Here is a 15,358-nt window from a genome sequence, read left to right on the forward strand (position 1 = left end):
GATCAGACATGTTCACCGCTCGTTTTTGAACCGTGAATCACGCCGCAAAACGGAAATCAATGGGTCCTGACCCTAGATGTTTTCGCATCTTTTCATTACGCAATAACGGATTGCGCGAAACGGAACTTGATTGCCGACGCAGCGGTTTGTCAAAGCGAGATAGGTTCCCTCTTACAAAACTGCTGCGTGCTTGGCTGCATCAAAGGCTGTCGGGTCAGCTTGTACGTTGCTTGTAATACGTGTCTTTATGGACAATCAGCCCGTCTCGGTAGGTCAGGATGTCAACGCTTAGAAACTCTTCTTTTGAACCATCCTTGTGCACGGCTGTACGGCGATATTCGCAATAAGCCTTGTTGCCGGAAATAGCGCAGTCGAGCGTTTCCCAATGCACGTTCGCGACCTTTTCGAACAGGGCTGCAAAAGCACCACGAATGGTTTCGGCTCCTTCCAGACGCACGCCATGTTCTTCGGGGCCAACAGCGTGATCAAATGTAGCGTCGGTTGCGAAGTGTCTCATTACGGCATCGATGTCATTGGCGTTAAACGCGTCACCGACAGAGTCGACTAGGTCTCGGGTCAAAGCGGTCATGATTTCGGTCCTTTTCCTTGAAGCATATCGCAAGTGTGTTTGAAGAAGGGGCTCGCCGGGTCGACCAGCACATTCAGTTCGTCAAAGTGATCCACATCGGGCACGAAATAGAGACCCATCTTGCGGTCTGCTGTTTCGTATTTTTCGACATACATTCGTGCCTGCCTGTGGAACTCGTCGGTTTCTGCGCCGCCGACGACGACCAGCTGAGGGGCATTGGTACCCGGTGGGTGCTTGGTCATCGGGCTTTCGGCCTGGGCTTCTGCCGGATCCATTTGGATGCCCGCATTCAAAGCCTCGGTCAGGCGGACCGGCTCAAGATAGCTGAGCGGTGAGACCGGAATGCCAGATTTAATCAGGTCTGCGGGCAAGTCATCGTCAAATGCCGGCCAATCGGTCGCCATCATCATCTGGGTAATATGGCCGCCAGCGGAATGGCCCATAACGCAGAGACGGTCTGGATTGATGCCCAATGCGCCCGCATTGCGCCAGACAAAGGACATGGCCTCACGCGCTTCTTCTGAAATTCTCGTGATGGTCACAGACGGGCAAAGATCGTATCCGATGACAACAACATTGAACCCCGCCTCAACAAACGGCGGCGCAATGAAGCTGTAGATCGATTTGTCGCCACGCTGCCAATAGCCGCCGTGGAAATAGACCAATGTCGGTGCGGCGGTGTCCGCGCAGCGGAAGACATCCAGCTTTTGTTTTTCACCTTCTCCATAGCGGATATCTAGGCTGCAATCGGATGTTGCACGCGCGTGGGCGCTGTCGCGGCTCCACCCGGGAATGACGGTCACTTCATAGTCCGGCCGCCCAGCCCGCAAATTGTACTGCGCGTCGAATTCGTCAGGGCTGAACCGGGTGTGGAAAGTCAGGTGATCACTCATGATACTGCCTCCGATTGGGGCGCGGAAAAGAACGCGCCGCGACAAAAGACCAGCGGAGGAACGGGTGCATGGGCATAGTTCACGACACGTCCCAAGAGGATTTCATGATCACCTGCATCAACCCGGTTGTGCACGGTGCATTCCAGATGCGCAGATGCACCGGGGACCAAAGGCGTCTTGGCCCCAGGAGTCCATTCCGTATCGGCAAACCGGTTTTCCACATTGCTGGCAAAATGCAACGCCAGAGCTTTCTGATCCGCGGACAGGATGTTGACCGCGAAATGATCAGACCTGGACAGCGTCGGGAACACGCGACCCGATTTTGCGACACAGACAGAGATCACAGGCGGTTCGAGTGAGACCGAGGTGAAGGAGTTGGCGGTCAGGCCCCAAGGCATGCCCTCGGGGTCATAAGTGGCCACGATTGTGACCCCTGTCGGAAAAGCGCCAAGCGCACGGCGAAAGTCACGCAAGTCCATCACAGAACTCCTTCACTGACACAGGCCTTTTCAAGGGCGGCCCACTCATCCGGGTTTGTGCCGAAATGACGCATGACGTGACCCCGGTATGCGGGGCGTTCCGCCAATCGTTCGTACCACGCTTCGACATTGGGCAACGGTGGGCGGTCGACCTCGACATTGAAATAGCGATACGCCACGCAACCCAGCGGAATATCCGCCATGGTAAAGCTGTCGCCACAGACATAGGCCTTATCCGCAAGGTGCTGATCCAGAATGGTCAGTGCTTCATGCGCCTCATCGCGAAGTTTGGCGATCTGTTCCGGGTCCCGTTGGTCGGATTGGGTGCGCACAGTTGCAAAAAACAGGTAAATCACCGGCCCGAAGGCACGGCTGGCGGACCACTCCATCCATTGATCCGCGATGGCGCGGGTCTGTAGGTCAGAGGGGCTAAACGTTCCCGCGCCGTACCGGTCGCAGAGATACCGCACAATGGCGAGGCTTTCCCAAAGCGCGAAATCCCCATCGCGGATCGCCGGGATCATTTTGTTGGGATTGATCTGCGCGTACATATCAGTGTCGAGCTTGCCAAAGCTGCCCCCGGCCAGTTGCAGCGTATAGTCCAATCCCAACTCATTGGCTGTCCAAATCACCGGAATAACGTTTGATGAATAGGGCCGCCCCCAAATTTCAAGCATGTTCCAACATCCTTTTCTGCGCGATGGATTGTGTCCCGAATTTTGGAACGACATGCTCAAACAGTCGATGCCAACTGGACAGGATTTTCTCATAGGGAACGCCAGTGTATTGCTGCATCAACATGAGGTGGTCGAGGCCGATGGTTTCCTGCCGCTCGGCAAAACGATCCGCTACATATTCGGCGTCACCAACCACAATGATCCCGCGTTTATTGAGGAAATCGAACCAATCCATCTCTTCGTCCTCAGAAGTCATCTCTTCGCCGACATCAAGATAGCCATGTTTTGTCCACTCGCCCTTGGGGCGCGACCCGCCGAGGAATTCGTAATAGGCATTGATCGGGCCACGAATGGTGTTCACAGCCTCCTCCATGCTTGCACCAACATAGAAGGCCGTGCAGACGCCAACGCCTTCCCCTGGTTTCACATTGCGCCCTTCACGTTTGGAAAGCGCCTCGCGGTAGGGTTCCCAGCAGGCCAGTGTCGCCTTGGGTCCAGCGGCCATCGAGATCACACCCCACCCTTTTTCACCAGCAAGCTTGAATGTAGGAGGCGCATTCGACATGAGCCAGACCGGTGGGTGCGGATCAGAATACGGGCGTGGATGCACGTATATCGCTTTGTACTCGCCATTCTCGTCGTGATAGCGCGGGTCCAGCGGTTCAAAAAAACGGTTGGTTTCTTTCCAGCCTGGAACTGGGAACTCATAGAACTCACCTTGATGGGTGAAGGCGTCGTTGGTCCACGCCTTCAGAATAATATCCAGGCTCTCTTGATAGAGGCGCATCACCTTGCCGTTGTCGCGCCGATCCGCGTCCGAATTGAACTGGATAGTCGAGCGCTCATTGATACCCTTGGCGACACCAAAATCGAACCGGCCCAGCGACATGTTATCCAGCATCGCCGCGTCTTCGGCCACGCGCAATGGGTGCCAGTCCGGCAAGATGATGGGCGCCGTTCCAACCCGCAGTTTTGTGCAGTGAGCAGCCACATGCGTACCCATCTGGATCGGGTTGGGCGGCGCGTTCATATAGCCGTTATGGGCAAAGTGATGTTCTGTGAACCAGGCGGTCGTGAATCCAGCCTGCTCTGCCAGCGAACATTGTTCGAGGATCATCTCCAATGTCCGGGTCCAGGGAATCGTCTCACCAGGACTGAAATTGGCAATCAAATCAAAGCGCATAGCGATCTCCCGGACAGATGTGGTAAGTTGAATTATTACCCAATTTTCAACTAAGTTGAATTTTACTCGAAAAATCAACAAAAATCTCTTATCCCGAATGCATGAATAGCAACGTTACTGATACTGACACTCAACGGCTTGGCAGCGAAATCCGCGAAGTGCGCAAGGCGCGTGGCCTGACGTTACAAGACCTTTCGGAAACGGTATCCTGCTCGACGGCGTATCTGAGCCGGATCGAGCTGGGATCAGCAAAAGCATCGGCGGAGCTTCTGCGAGAGATCAGCGAAGCGCTCTCGGTCGATCCCAACTGGTTCTTTCCCAAGCAATCGGGTGCCGGACCATTGGAGCGCAAACACGTCGTACGCAAAGAAAATCGCAGGGCGCTTTCCAACATGTACACGCGAACAACCCAGGAGTTGGGATTCGAAGACGAACTGCTATCCAGCACACTATCCGGACAATGCTATCTGATCCTGTCCCGGTTCCGCCCAGGGGCCGGTACACCGCCCGAACCCCAGGAAGGCTATTCCTTCGAGGGCGAGCAACATGCGATCGTCTTGAGTGGCGAAGTGGAGCTGCGCCTTGGTGAAGAAATCATAGTTCTTCGCAAAGGCGACAGCTTTTCCTACCCTTCAATGATCGCGCATCGGTTCCGCAACCGGACTGACAAAGAGGCCACAATGGTCTGGGCGATGTCGCCAATACGGATTACTTGGTGATTATTGGCCAGCCATCGCTATTGCGAGAATTGCTTTTGATACAAAGCAACGGATAATGGCATTCGGAAAAGCCCACAGGTCTGACCTAACTGCTTGGGCCAAAACCAGTCATTTGGTCAATAGAGACAACAGTTGGCTTTGTCCTGCGATCTGTAAATTCGACCACTAATCGCCGCTACGGTCTGCATGAATGGTTACCCCTTCCGCTGAACAGCAACACCAGATTCTCCTCTCGCACTGCATTTGAGACACTGCGTCCGCTCGCAGCTAACCATCGCGATCTCGCTCTCTTCGATATGGCCATCGACAGTAAATTGTGCGGCTATGGCTTGGTCACGATTGAAGTCTATGATGTCATGGCTTCTGGTCAGATCCATGAGCAAGCTTCAGACCTGCAAAGCAAGACTCAGAGACCCCTCCACTTCGAGATTCATGAAGGAACCAGAACCTCAGTCGAGAGGTGAATGGAAGACGAACCTAAGGTCGGGTTTGATTACTTTTTAGCAGGGCGTTTCCATGAGCGTTTGGGCATTTCAATGCGCAGATCGTGCGTGATTGGGCCACGTCTATAGGTTTTTCGAACTCGTCGGTGCTGTCGTGTTGCTCTGCAGCGGAATTTGGTCTCTGTTGCAAGAAAGCCGTCTTATGAGAGGTCACAATGCCCCAAGCATCCGCCACCAATCGTCGTATTGTTCTCGCCAATCGCCCAACCGGACAACCGGACGAGAATACATTGCGCCTGGAAACCACGAGCGTTCCTGAACCTGGACCAGACGAAATGCTGGTACGTACGGTGTACCTGTCGTTGGATCCTTACATGCGTGGCCGAATGAATGACGCTAAATCCTATGCCGAACCCGTTCCGATTGGCGGTGTTATGACGGCGCAGGTCGTCGGGCAGGTGGTCAAATCCAACATCGAAGGATACGAAGTCGGAGAGTATGTGCTCAATACAAGCGGGTGGCAGGATTTTGCTGTCTCAGACGGAACGCAGGTCGTTAAGTTGGGTAAATCTCCGGACAACCCGTCTTGGTCGCTCGGAATTCTCGGAATGCCAGGCTACACGGCTTATGCCGGGCTTCTGAAAATCGGGGAGCCAAAAGCCGGTGAAACAGTTGTTGTGGCTGCCGCAGCCGGCCCGGTAGGCGCAACAGTCGGTCAGATCGCAAAGCTAAAAGGATGTCGCGTAGTGGGCATCGCAGGCGGTTCTGAAAAATGTGCTCATGTAGTCGAAAACCTTGGATTTGACGCATGTTTGGACCATCGATCTGATGATCTGGCAGCGCAACTGCGCGAGGCTTGTCCAAGTGGAATTGACGTGTATTTCGAAAACGTTGGCGGCAAAGTTCTCTATGCCGTATTGCCGCTCTTGAACCCGTTTGCACGGGTGCCCGTCTGCGGGATTGTATCCTGGTACAACCTGCCCGGCCTACCGGACGGCCCGGATATGGGCCCTGCGATCATGGGCACGATCCTGCGGATGAAAGTCAGAATGCAGGGTTTCATAATCTTCGACAACTTTGGTGCCGACGTGTATCAGGAGTTTGTCCGCGATATGACGGCTTGGCTCAAAAACGGTTCAATAAGCTACAAGGAACATGTGGTTGAGGGGCTTGAAAATGCTCCGGAAGCATTCAATCAACTGCTGGCCGGCGGTAACTTTGGAAAGATGGTCGTAAAAGTTGGTTAGCCGGACACGCAGCCAGACATTGCATCGTTCTTTGGATGGTTCCATCGTCAAAGTAACGGCCCAAAGCTGCAGTTGAGCCAAAGGTTCGATCTTCTCGGCTGATCCCGAAATCTGCCATTCGGGCTACTGGAAGGATGCGCCACTTTCAGAAGTTTAGTCGCCCGTCACGGCATTCGGATGACGCTCGACAGGGATTTTGCGTGCGGGCACATTGCTTTGGGAGGCGTGTATGTCGCCAGCGGCGACGCAAATGCAGCCGTCAGATACTCGAGTTTTTCAACACAATCGGCTCATAGCGGCCATCGAAGCAAACGCAGCATTCGATGATATTGTAATACGTCAACGTCAGGTTGGCGCTGACGTCAGACATCTCCCATCCCTCTTCAGGCGGAATTTGTCCGGCACCTTGCATGTAAATTTTCTGCTCCGGATCGCCGAAGAAGCCGAGACAGAAGCCTAGTGAAACCGCCTGCGCCACTTCGCGGAGCGCATCCACAAAGGCCGGGTCTGTGTCCTGACCTTCATCGACAAAGATGACCGGAAAGCCTGCAGTGCGCGTGGGCCTCCGGCTCGTGCGCCAAGGACTCCGCTTGCAGGCCATGGCAGTTCCTGATGACGTGCCGGTCCGCAACGGCCTAGACACAATGGCCGACAACCGAAAGATTGCCCAAAAAAAGAAAGTGTTGCGCCATACATTCAACTTATGGATAGTTGATCCCACTCGAAATGTTCTACGGGCGGACAAAACCTCTCGCTTGGTGCTTGTCTGCGACCAACTCAAGTTTCACTGTTAGCGAATGTGAGGGAGTGACCGATTATGCCAGTTTCGTATTTGAACAGGGCCGTCGCGGCCGGGTTCCTGATTTTAAGCATTGGGATTGCGCCGGCGCTTGCCCAGGAAGGCAGCGCGGGCGGCAAGCCGAACGTTCTCGTCATTTGGGGCGACGACATCGGCCAATCCAATATCTCCGCATACACAATGGGGTTGATGGGTTATCAAACGCCGAATATCGACCGGGTTGCCAGAGAAGGTATGATCTTCACCGACTACTACGGTGAACAATCCTGCACGGCTGGCCGGTCATCCTTTATCATGGGCCAGTCGGTCTTCCGCACCGGCCTTTCCAAGGTCGGCCTGCCCGGTGCCAAGGAAGGTATGCAGATCGAAGATCCCACCATTGCCGGCCTCCTCAAAGCCGAAGGCTATGCCACCGGTCAATTCGGAAAGAACCATCTGGGAGACCGGGATGAACACCTTCCGACGAACCACGGTTTCGATGTGTTTTTCGGAAATCTCTACCATCTGAACGCCGAAGAAGAGCCGGAAAACGAGGACTACCCGAAGGATATGGTGTTGGCAGACGGCACGACGTTCCTTGAACGGTTCGGTCCGCGTGGTGTTTTGAACGTGACCGCGACCTACGGCGAAAATGAAATCACCCAGAATATCGAGGATACCGGGGCACTGACCCGGAAGCGGATGGAGATTGTGGACGACGAGACATCAGATGCTGCAATTGCCTGGATGGAGGAACAGACCAACGCCGGCACCCCGTGGTTCCTGTGGTGGAGCGGCACACGGATGCATTTCCGTACCCACGTTAGCGAAGAGAACCGCGCGCTCGCGGATGAGTTATACAATGGGGAAAAAGCTGATGAATACACTGCCGGCATGATCGAACACGACATGGATATCGGCAAGTTCCTCGAAAAGCTTGACGAGCTCGGCATCGCCGATAACACCATCGTGTTCTATTCCACTGATAACGGCGTCCATATGAACACATGGCCGGATGCCGGAATGACCCCGTTCTGGGGCGAGAAGAACACCCAGTGGGAAGGCGCCTGGCGGGTGCCTGCTATGGTCCGCTGGCCCAGTAATATCGCGCCCGGAACGATCTCGAACGAGATCGTGCATCACATGGATTGGCTGCCAACATTCCTGGCCGCTGCAGGCAATGAAACCATCAAGGAAGATTTGCTCGAAGGCATCACCGTTCCGGAAATGGCAGGCCGCGAGTATCGTGTCCATCTCGACGGCTACAACCTATTGCCAATGCTCAAGGGTGACACGGACAAGAGCCCGCGTAATGAGATCTTCTACTTCACTGACGACGGCGACCTCGCGGCGATCCGGCTCAACAACTGGAAGATCACCTTCCTCGAGCAGAAGGCCTGGGGAACTCTCCGGGCCTGGATGGAGCCGCTGACGCCGCTGCGCGTGCCGCTGATCTTCAACCTGCGCCGCGACCCTTATGAACGCGGTTACCGGACGTCGAACACCTATTACGACTGGCTGCTCGACCATGCCTTCATGCTGGTGCCGGCCCAGGCTTATGTTGGGCAGTTCCTGGCAACCTTCGAAGAATACCCACCGCGGCAGGAGGCGGCTTCGTTCAGCCTCGACAAGGTAATGGAGAAGCTGTCGCAGCCGGGCGGCTCGCAGTAGACTCATCCCACTTCGTCCCGACGGAGTATTCCGTCGGGGCGCCTAATTTTCCGGTTGCCTCGGCATCCCTTTCCCTGCACTTGCGGAGGTTGTCCCTATGCGTGCTCTGCTAATTTCAATTCCTTTGACAATTCTGTTTGCATCAGCTCCGCTCGCTGACCCTTTGCCGTCTTGGACGGATACGGCCACCAAGGATCGGATCATTGCGTTTGTCGAAGGCATAACGGACCCGGATTCACCTGATTATGTCACCCCGGCCGCGCGTATTGCGACCTTCGACAATGACGGCACGCTCTGGGCAGAACAGCCGGTCTACTTTCAACTGCTATTTGCCATCGACCGATTGAAAGAAATGGCCGCTGCTGATCCCGGGGTGCTCACGTCTGACGTGCTGCGGGCCGCAGTCGAAGGCGACATGGAGACAGTGGCCGCCTCGGGCACTGAGGGACTTTTGGAAATCGTCTCCACCACCCACTCCGGCCTGACGGTGGACGAGTTCCAGGCCGCCGTGCGCAGCTGGCTGGACACGGCCAGGCATTCCGGCACAGGCCTGGCCTATGACCAAATGGTCTATCAACCCATGCTGGAGCTCTTGACCTATCTGCGCGATGAAGGCTTCCGTACTTACATCGCCTCAGGCGGCGGCCTGCATTTCATCCGGGTGTTCTCTGAAAGCGCCTATAACATTCCGCCCGAGCAGGTCATCGGGTCCATCGGAAATGGCAGTTATTCCGCCGGGGACGGACCGCCGCGGGTGATGAAGGACCCCGGTTTATTCTTCATTGACGACAAGGCAGGTAAGCCCATTGCTATCGAGGCCCGCATCGGGCGACGGCCGGTGATCGCAGTGGGAAATTCCGATGGAGATTTCCAGATGCTTGAGTGGACTACTGCGGGCGAAGGTGCGCGGCTGGGCATCCTGCTGCACCATACTGACAGCGAACGCGAATACGCTTACGGCCGTGAAAGCCATATCGGGCAGCTTGCACGCGGACTTGATGAAGCAGCTAGCCGCGGTTGGCTGGTAATCGACATGGCCCGTGATTGGGAGCGGATCTGGCCGAGCCGCGAATGAAGCCCTGCACCATCCCTGTGCATGAACGACCCAGAAAACCGGATGGCCCTCTGAAAATGCAGATTGTAGTCTTGATCCTTCTCTTGCTGCTGGGTCTGCCAGCGATGGCCCAGAGCCTTGATGGCTACTTGGGGTCGGATCGTTGCACCGGTTGCCATAAGGACAGTGCCGCAGGCTGGGCAGGATCGCATCACGCTCAGGCCTGGACAACGCCGTCGCGGGAGACGGTCGCAGGTGACTTCGGCGGAACGGCCTTTCACCATGACGGTATGACTGCCCGGTTTCAGACAGGAGCGGAGGGCGAATACTACGTCGAGGTGATCGAAAAGGATGGATCGCAGGCGGAATACCAAGTGCATTCGGTTGCGGGGATCGAACCGCTGCAGCAATATCTTCTCGAGACCGAACCGGGGCAACTGCAGAGTTTTGACGTGGCCTGGGACACCGAAGAGGAGAAGTGGTTCCACCTTTATCCGGACCAGACCCTGCCTCCGTTGGATGGTCTGCATTGGACAGGTCCCTACAAGACCTGGAATGCGCGCTGTGCAGAGTGCCACGCCACCGGGTTCCGCAAAAACTACGACGCAAGCCGTTTAAGCTATGCATCAACCCAGGTCGAAATAGGCGTTGGCTGCGAGGCCTGCCACGGACCGGGAAAGGACCACGTTGATTGGGCTGATACATGGGAAACGACAAGGACACCGCCGCCCGCAAACCATGGATTTCCTGTGGATTTCGCCGATCCTCGGCAGGCAGTTGAACAATGTGCGACGTGCCATTCCAGACGCGAGGCCAACTTGGACGGCAACCCGGTGCCAGGCACGCGTTTTCATGATGCCTACACGCTCGCGCTTTTGCGCCCAGGACTTTACCACGCGGACGGGCAGATCCAGGACGAGGTCTATGTCTACGGCTCCTTTCTGCAATCTAAGATGCATGCTCGGGGCGTGACTTGCCTGAATTGCCACGGCGCGCACAGTCTGGAGCTGAAGGCAGAAGGCAACGGCCTTTGCACCCAATGCCACAGCGCGGCGGGCAATCCGGATTTCCCAACACTCACAGCAGCGGACTACGACAGCCCTGCACATCACTTCCACCCGGAAAACAGCGCCGGAGCGAAGTGCCAGTCCTGCCACATGCCAGAACGCGTCTACATGGGCAACGACTGGCGCGCCGATCACTCCTTCCGCATTCCCCGGCCGGATCTTTCGCCGGTGACGGGAGCACCGGATGCCTGCACCGCCTGCCACGGCGGCCAGGACGCAGCCTGGGCAGCTGCACAGATTTCCGCTTGGTATCCGGACGACAGAAATCGTGGCCGACATTACGGGGAGATGCTGGCGCGGGGACGTGCCGATGCGGCAGCGGCCGCCGGCGACTTGACAGCGCTTGCGCAGAATACCAGCCAGCCGGGCATCGTGCGGGCCACTGCGCTCTGGCTTCTGGAGCAGTCCAACGACCCGCTGTTCGCCGCTAGGCTGACGGACCTGCTGCGGGACCCGGATCCGCTTGTCCGCGCTGCCGCGGCCTCTCTGCAGCGCCTTGCACCGCTTCAGGAAAGGGGCAAGCGCCTGGCCGCTGTATTTGCCGACCCTGCCCGCAATGTGCGCATGGCCGCTGCCCGCGCGATGCTGGGTGATACGGAGAACCGCCTCCAGAACGGAACCGCCAGAGAGCTGCAAGCCGCCATGGCTGAATGGCAGGATGCCATGGCAAACCGGCTCGATTTTCCTGAAACCCACCTCCAACTGGGCGGTGTGGCACTGGCCATGCGCAACATGGGCATGGCCACATCCGCGTTCCGCGAGGTGGTGCGGCTGGATCCGCAACGGCTGGATGCATGGATGATGCTGGCCAGGATCACAGCGGCAACCCAAGGACGCGTTGCTGCCGCCGCGGTTGTGGCAGAAGCTCTGTCAGCCAATCCGGAACATCCCGCACTTCTGGCCGCACAGGCAGAGCTGGAAGGAAAACCTGTGCCGCAAGGAGATAGCGAGTGACTGCTCTTGCCAGAATCCGGAACCTCAGAGCGGACCGCTGAGCTGCTCAGCTTCTGCTATCCCTGAAGCCACCCTGCACACAATGAAACATTAGCTCAAAAGGCACTGCCTATGAAAACGATCTTGACCGCAATCGTGCCGGCAGTTGCCGGCATCCGGGCCCGCGTCTGCTCAGAATACTGACTGGAACTACGAGGCAACGATCTACCTGTTCGCGCCCGAGACCAAAACCGCAATCGATACACCCTCAGGGCAGATCAAGGGCGCACTCATGTTTGGCGACGCTCTTGAGAATCTGGACTTTGCCTTTATGGGAGCCTTTGCCGCCAGTAACGGGAAATGGAGCTTTCTCACCGACTATATGTACACGGACCTGTCCTTCGGCAACGAGATTGTATCTTTGATACTAGAGATGCGCCGCAACGCGTGCCAGCCCTCATTGGTGTCGGCAGACATCCACGGCATTTCTTCATGTAAAGAAGATACTGTCTCGTCCACCCAGTGCTCGTCTCTCGGCTCCACCAAGCGAACCTCATTCATTAGTGGGCGCAGTCGTTAGATTTCTTTCTCCGAAAGATGCCTAAGACCTGAGGCTTCAGCCCTGTGTTTTGGGATGCGCTGAACTAGATTTTTGATGCGCCGCTTGTCATCTCAAGTTAGCGCGACACCATCCGATAGTTCGCGAGCAACTTTATCGAAATCATCTCCGCCGAGATCGACCGAATGTTCATCGTCTCCGATGAATTCTCTGGCTAGCCGCGTTTTGCGCAATTTCTTCAAATATTCAGTGAACCGATGCATAAGAGCATCTTTTTTAAAATTGGGATCAGTGGCGAGTAGGAGTTTGATGGTCTTCATAGCAGTTCCCTCATCTATCCAGTGAGAAAAACCGACCGACAACGTGCGAAGAAGAGTAGAATTGAGAAGCAGCCAACGGTCGGCCCTAACAGGGGCAGATCAGAGAAATCGTATGAGAAAGATATGCTGTGATGTCGTCATAGAATGAAACAGCCCTATTGCCGGACGCACGTCAATACCTTCGTACTATTGATACTGGCTGAGAAAGCATCTGTTAAGAAAATCAAACGCTTTCCCGCCCCTATGATAACAAGGGGATTTTGATACTTGGCCGACAAAGACCTTGTCTTTGGGCGAAAAAATCGCTGATTTGGGTCTCAATTGCTTGGTGTACCAACAACAGAATCCACTACTTCAGCTCACCCGCATTTAGAGTGACCGCAGCTACGGCAGGTCATGCATCCTTCGATCATCACCATGTCGAACTGACCGCAGGACGGGCAGGCTTTGCCGCGGGGGCCGTCGAGGTTGACCACTTGCGCCTGAGGGTCGGATTTCAGCCCCATCCCTTCGCCCTCAAGGAAGCCGATATTGATCAAGTGCTGCTCGATCACTCCGCCAATCGCGGCCAGGATCGAGGGGATGTATTTGCCTTTCACCCAGGCCCCGCCGCGCGGGTCGAACACCGCCTTGAGTTCCTCGACCACAAAGGACACATCACCGCCCCGACGGAACACGGCCGAGATCATGCGGGTCAGCGCAAGCGTCCATGCGTAATGCTCCATGTTCTTGGAGTTGATGAAGACCTCGAACGGACGACGGCGGCCGCCAATGACGATGTCATTTATGGTCAGGTAAATCGCATGCTCGCTGTCGGGCCATTTCAACTTATATGTTGACCCCTCTAGCGATTGTGGGCGGTCCAGCGGTTCGGACATATAGATGACATCACCGCCATCAACCTCGTGCGGCGCATCCGCACTTTCTCCAGGAGCTTTGTCGGCACTCTCTGATACGGTCAGAACCGACCCAGTCACATCGTTGGGGCGATAGGTCGTGCACCCTTTGCAGCCCTGATCCCAGGCCTGCATGTAGACATCTTTGAAAGCGTCAAAGCTGATATCCTCGGGGCAGTTGATCGTCTTGGAAATCGAGCTGTCGATCCATTTCTGTGCCGCCGCCTGCATCTTGACATGATCAGACGGAGGCAGCGTCTGCGCGTTGACGAAATAGTCGGGCAGGTCCTTATCACCAAACTTGTCGCGCCACATCTGAACGGCGTAATCCACGACTTCTTCTTCGGTGCGTGAGCCATCTTTTTGCAGGACCTTGCGCGTATACGCATAGGCAAAGACCGGTTCGATCCCCGAAGAGACGTTGCCCGCGTACAGGGATATCGTCCCCGTCGGGGCAATCGACGTCAGCAGCGCGTTGCGGATGCCGTGTTCGCGGATCGCATTGCGTACGTCGTCATCCATCTGCAGCATTGTGCCGCTGGCCAGGTACTTCTCGGCTTCGAACAAGGGAAACGCCCCCTTTTCCTTTGCCAAATCGACCGACGCCAGATACGCGGCGCGGGCGATTGCGTGCAACCAGCGCTCGGTCTGACGCGCCGCCTCGTCAGAGCCATAGCGTAGACCCAGCATCAACAGTGCATCGGCCAGCCCGGTGACACCCAAACCAATGCGGCGTTTGTCTTGCGCCTCAGCCTCTTGTTCGGCCAGCGGAAATTTCGAGGCGTCGACCACATTGTCCATCATGCGAACGGCGGTGGCGACCAGCTCTTTCAGCGCGGCCTCATCCAGATGAGCGGCATCCTCGAACGGTCCGGTCACCAAACGCGCCAAGTTGATCGAGCCCAGCAGGCAGGCGCCATAAGGCGGCAGGGGCTGTTCGCCGCAGGGGTTCGTCGCCGCGATGGTCTCGACATAGCTGAGGTTGTTGGCGGCATTGATCCGATCGATGAAGATCACACCTGGCTCGGCATAGTCGTAAGTGGCCTGCATGATCTTGTTCCATAGATCGCGGGCCTGGATGGTGTGATAGACCTTGCCATCAAACACCAGTTCCCACGGGCCATCGGCCTTGACTGCCTCCATAAACGGATCTGTCACCAGAACCGACATGTTGAACATGCGCAGACGGGCCGGGTCGGATTTGGCGGTGATGAACTGTTCGATATCGGGATGATCGCAGCGCATGGTCGCCATCATCGCCCCGCGGCGCGACCCCGCAGACATGATCGTGCGGCACATCGCGTCCCACACATCCATAAAGCTCAGCGGCCCCGAGGCGTCCGCCGCCACCCCGTGTACATCCGCCCCACGCGGACGAATGGTTGAGAAATCATAGCCGATCCCCCCACCCTGCTGCATGGTCAGGGCGGCCTCTTTCAACATATCGAAAATACCGCCCATGCTGTCTGGTATGGTTCCCATGACAAAACAGTTGAACAGGGTCACCCGGCGTGCAGTGCCCGCACCGGCGGTGATGCGTCCGGCGGGCAGATATTTGAAATCCTCCAACGCCTCAAAGAACTTGTCTTCCCAATGAGCAGGGTCCTGTTCCACGCGGGCCAGATCGCGAGCGATACGGCGCCAGCTGTCTTCAACCGTTTGGTCGATGGGTGTTCCATCCGCCTGTTTAAAGCGGTATTTCATGTCCCAGATCTGCTCGGCGATGGGGGCGGCAAAGCGGCTCATTGGTGATTCCCTGTCTTGAAAGAGGTATCCAGATTAGCCCAATTCGCACCTTCACCACAACACCTTGATGAAGCGGTGCAGAAGGCTACAATATAAAGGTAGCC

Annotated in this window: 14 protein-coding genes; 6 read left to right on the forward strand and 8 right to left on the reverse strand. The window is 56.2% G+C overall.

All coding sequences use genetic code 11. The features are described 5' to 3' along the window. Nucleotides 1-214: 214 nt before the first annotated feature. Genes AC2FGB_RS16925 through AC2FGB_RS16945 form a run of 5 tightly spaced genes read right to left on the reverse strand, consistent with a single transcriptional unit; the run spans nucleotide 215 to nucleotide 3,821 of the window. The gene (locus tag AC2FGB_RS16925) at nucleotides 215-589 is read right to left on the reverse strand and encodes a nuclear transport factor 2 family protein (protein ID WP_271952617.1); all 375 of its coding nucleotides are present in this window, start codon (nucleotides 587-589) and stop codon (nucleotides 215-217) included. Then, nucleotides 586-1,482: an alpha/beta hydrolase gene (locus AC2FGB_RS16930; RefSeq protein WP_496694439.1), complete on the reverse strand. Its 897-nt coding sequence runs from the start codon at nucleotides 1,480-1,482 to the stop codon at nucleotides 586-588. The genes AC2FGB_RS16925 and AC2FGB_RS16930 overlap by 4 nt, the downstream gene beginning before the upstream one ends. After that, the gene (locus tag AC2FGB_RS16935; RefSeq protein ID WP_281973656.1) at nucleotides 1,479-1,961 is read right to left on the reverse strand and encodes a flavin reductase family protein; all 483 of its coding nucleotides are present in this window, start codon (nucleotides 1,959-1,961) and stop codon (nucleotides 1,479-1,481) included. Before AC2FGB_RS16935 ends, AC2FGB_RS16930 begins: the two co-directional genes overlap by 4 nt. Then, a complete protein-coding gene (locus AC2FGB_RS16940; protein ID WP_281996098.1) occupies nucleotides 1,961-2,638 on the reverse strand; it encodes a glutathione S-transferase family protein in 678 nt (225 codons plus the stop codon). Before AC2FGB_RS16940 ends, AC2FGB_RS16935 begins: the two co-directional genes overlap by 1 nt. Next, nucleotides 2,631-3,821: an LLM class flavin-dependent oxidoreductase gene (locus AC2FGB_RS16945; protein ID WP_496694440.1), complete on the reverse strand. Its 1,191-nt coding sequence runs from the start codon at nucleotides 3,819-3,821 to the stop codon at nucleotides 2,631-2,633. Before AC2FGB_RS16945 ends, AC2FGB_RS16940 begins: the two co-directional genes overlap by 8 nt. 101 nt (nucleotides 3,822-3,922) lie before the next feature. Between AC2FGB_RS16945 and AC2FGB_RS16950 the strand changes: the two genes are divergently transcribed. Next, the gene (locus AC2FGB_RS16950; protein WP_142638879.1) at nucleotides 3,923-4,540 is read left to right on the forward strand and encodes a helix-turn-helix domain-containing protein; all 618 of its coding nucleotides are present in this window, start codon (nucleotides 3,923-3,925) and stop codon (nucleotides 4,538-4,540) included. Between the two features lie 658 nt (nucleotides 4,541-5,198). Then, a complete protein-coding gene (gene curA / locus AC2FGB_RS16955) occupies nucleotides 5,199-6,230 on the forward strand; it encodes an NADPH-dependent curcumin/dihydrocurcumin reductase (protein WP_281973653.1) in 1,032 nt (343 codons plus the stop codon). Nucleotides 6,231-6,489: 259 nt separating this feature from the next. Here the strand turns inward: curA and AC2FGB_RS16960 are convergent, their stop codons facing one another. Next, complete coding sequence (locus AC2FGB_RS16960) at nucleotides 6,490-6,831, reverse strand: UvrD-helicase domain-containing protein (protein ID WP_271952627.1); 342 nt, start codon at nucleotides 6,829-6,831, stop codon at nucleotides 6,490-6,492. A 216-nt stretch (nucleotides 6,832-7,047) separates the two neighbouring features. Here AC2FGB_RS16960 and AC2FGB_RS16965 point away from each other — a divergent pair, with 216 nt between their 5' ends. The 4 genes from AC2FGB_RS16965 (at nucleotide 7,048) to AC2FGB_RS16980 (ending at nucleotide 12,313) form a co-directional block, all read left to right on the forward strand. Next, nucleotides 7,048-8,679, forward strand: coding sequence for an arylsulfatase (locus AC2FGB_RS16965; RefSeq protein WP_271952628.1), 1,632 nt, complete (start codon nucleotides 7,048-7,050; stop codon nucleotides 8,677-8,679). A gap of 97 nt (nucleotides 8,680-8,776) precedes the next feature. After that, nucleotides 8,777-9,754 carry an HAD family hydrolase gene (locus AC2FGB_RS16970; RefSeq protein ID WP_271952630.1) on the forward strand — a complete coding sequence of 326 codons (978 nt, stop codon included), beginning with the start codon at nucleotides 8,777-8,779 and terminating at the stop codon, nucleotides 9,752-9,754. A gap of 56 nt (nucleotides 9,755-9,810) precedes the next feature. Continuing rightward, entirely contained in the window at nucleotides 9,811-11,754 is a 1,944-nt protein-coding gene (locus AC2FGB_RS16975; RefSeq protein ID WP_496694441.1) for a cytochrome c3 family protein, read from the forward strand. Nucleotides 11,755-12,025: 271 nt separating this feature from the next. After that, on the forward strand, nucleotides 12,026-12,313 hold the full coding sequence (locus tag AC2FGB_RS16980; protein WP_185956726.1) for a hypothetical protein: 288 nt from the start codon (nucleotides 12,026-12,028) through the stop codon (nucleotides 12,311-12,313). Nucleotides 12,314-12,405: 92 nt separating this feature from the next. Here AC2FGB_RS16980 and AC2FGB_RS16985 read toward each other — a convergent pair whose 3' ends face one another. Together AC2FGB_RS16985 and AC2FGB_RS16990 are read right to left on the reverse strand one after the other, a co-directional pair. Continuing rightward, complete coding sequence (locus tag AC2FGB_RS16985; RefSeq protein ID WP_496694442.1) at nucleotides 12,406-12,612, reverse strand: hypothetical protein; 207 nt, start codon at nucleotides 12,610-12,612, stop codon at nucleotides 12,406-12,408. 359 nt (nucleotides 12,613-12,971) lie between these two features. Further along, nucleotides 12,972-15,254, reverse strand: a complete 2,283-nt coding sequence (locus AC2FGB_RS16990; protein WP_496694443.1) for an adenosylcobalamin-dependent ribonucleoside-diphosphate reductase — start codon at nucleotides 15,252-15,254, stop codon at nucleotides 12,972-12,974. Between the last annotated feature and the right edge of the window lie 104 nt (nucleotides 15,255-15,358).

Source organism: Ruegeria sp. CDSC021 (assembly GCF_059610845.1).

Bases quoted from the DNA above. Each gene is read 5' to 3' on its own strand.
- AC2FGB_RS16925 (WP_271952617.1), bottom strand. From the start codon at position 589: ATGACCGCTTTGACCCGAGACCTAGTCGACTCTGTCGGTGACGCGTTT.
- AC2FGB_RS16990 (WP_496694443.1), bottom strand. From the start codon at position 15,254: ATGAGCCGCTTTGCCGCCCCCATCGCCGAGCAGATCTGGGACATGAAA.
- AC2FGB_RS16960 (WP_271952627.1), bottom strand. From the start codon at position 6,831: ATGGCCTGCAAGCGGAGTCCTTGGCGCACGAGCCGGAGGCCCACGCGC.
- curA (WP_281973653.1), top strand. From the start codon at position 5,199: ATGCCCCAAGCATCCGCCACCAATCGTCGTATTGTTCTCGCCAATCGC.
- AC2FGB_RS16945 (WP_496694440.1), bottom strand. From the start codon at position 3,821: ATGCGCTTTGATTTGATTGCCAATTTCAGTCCTGGTGAGACGATTCCC.
- AC2FGB_RS16975 (WP_496694441.1), top strand. From the start codon at position 9,811: ATGCAGATTGTAGTCTTGATCCTTCTCTTGCTGCTGGGTCTGCCAGCG.
- AC2FGB_RS16950 (WP_142638879.1), top strand. From the start codon at position 3,923: ATGAATAGCAACGTTACTGATACTGACACTCAACGGCTTGGCAGCGAA.
- AC2FGB_RS16940 (WP_281996098.1), bottom strand. From the start codon at position 2,638: ATGCTTGAAATTTGGGGGCGGCCCTATTCATCAAACGTTATTCCGGTG.
- AC2FGB_RS16985 (WP_496694442.1), bottom strand. From the start codon at position 12,612: ATGAAGACCATCAAACTCCTACTCGCCACTGATCCCAATTTTAAAAAA.
- AC2FGB_RS16970 (WP_271952630.1), top strand. From the start codon at position 8,777: ATGCGTGCTCTGCTAATTTCAATTCCTTTGACAATTCTGTTTGCATCA.
- AC2FGB_RS16965 (WP_271952628.1), top strand. From the start codon at position 7,048: ATGCCAGTTTCGTATTTGAACAGGGCCGTCGCGGCCGGGTTCCTGATT.
- AC2FGB_RS16935 (WP_281973656.1), bottom strand. From the start codon at position 1,961: ATGGACTTGCGTGACTTTCGCCGTGCGCTTGGCGCTTTTCCGACAGGG.
- AC2FGB_RS16930 (WP_496694439.1), bottom strand. From the start codon at position 1,482: ATGAGTGATCACCTGACTTTCCACACCCGGTTCAGCCCTGACGAATTC.
- AC2FGB_RS16980 (WP_185956726.1), top strand. From the start codon at position 12,026: ATGTTTGGCGACGCTCTTGAGAATCTGGACTTTGCCTTTATGGGAGCC.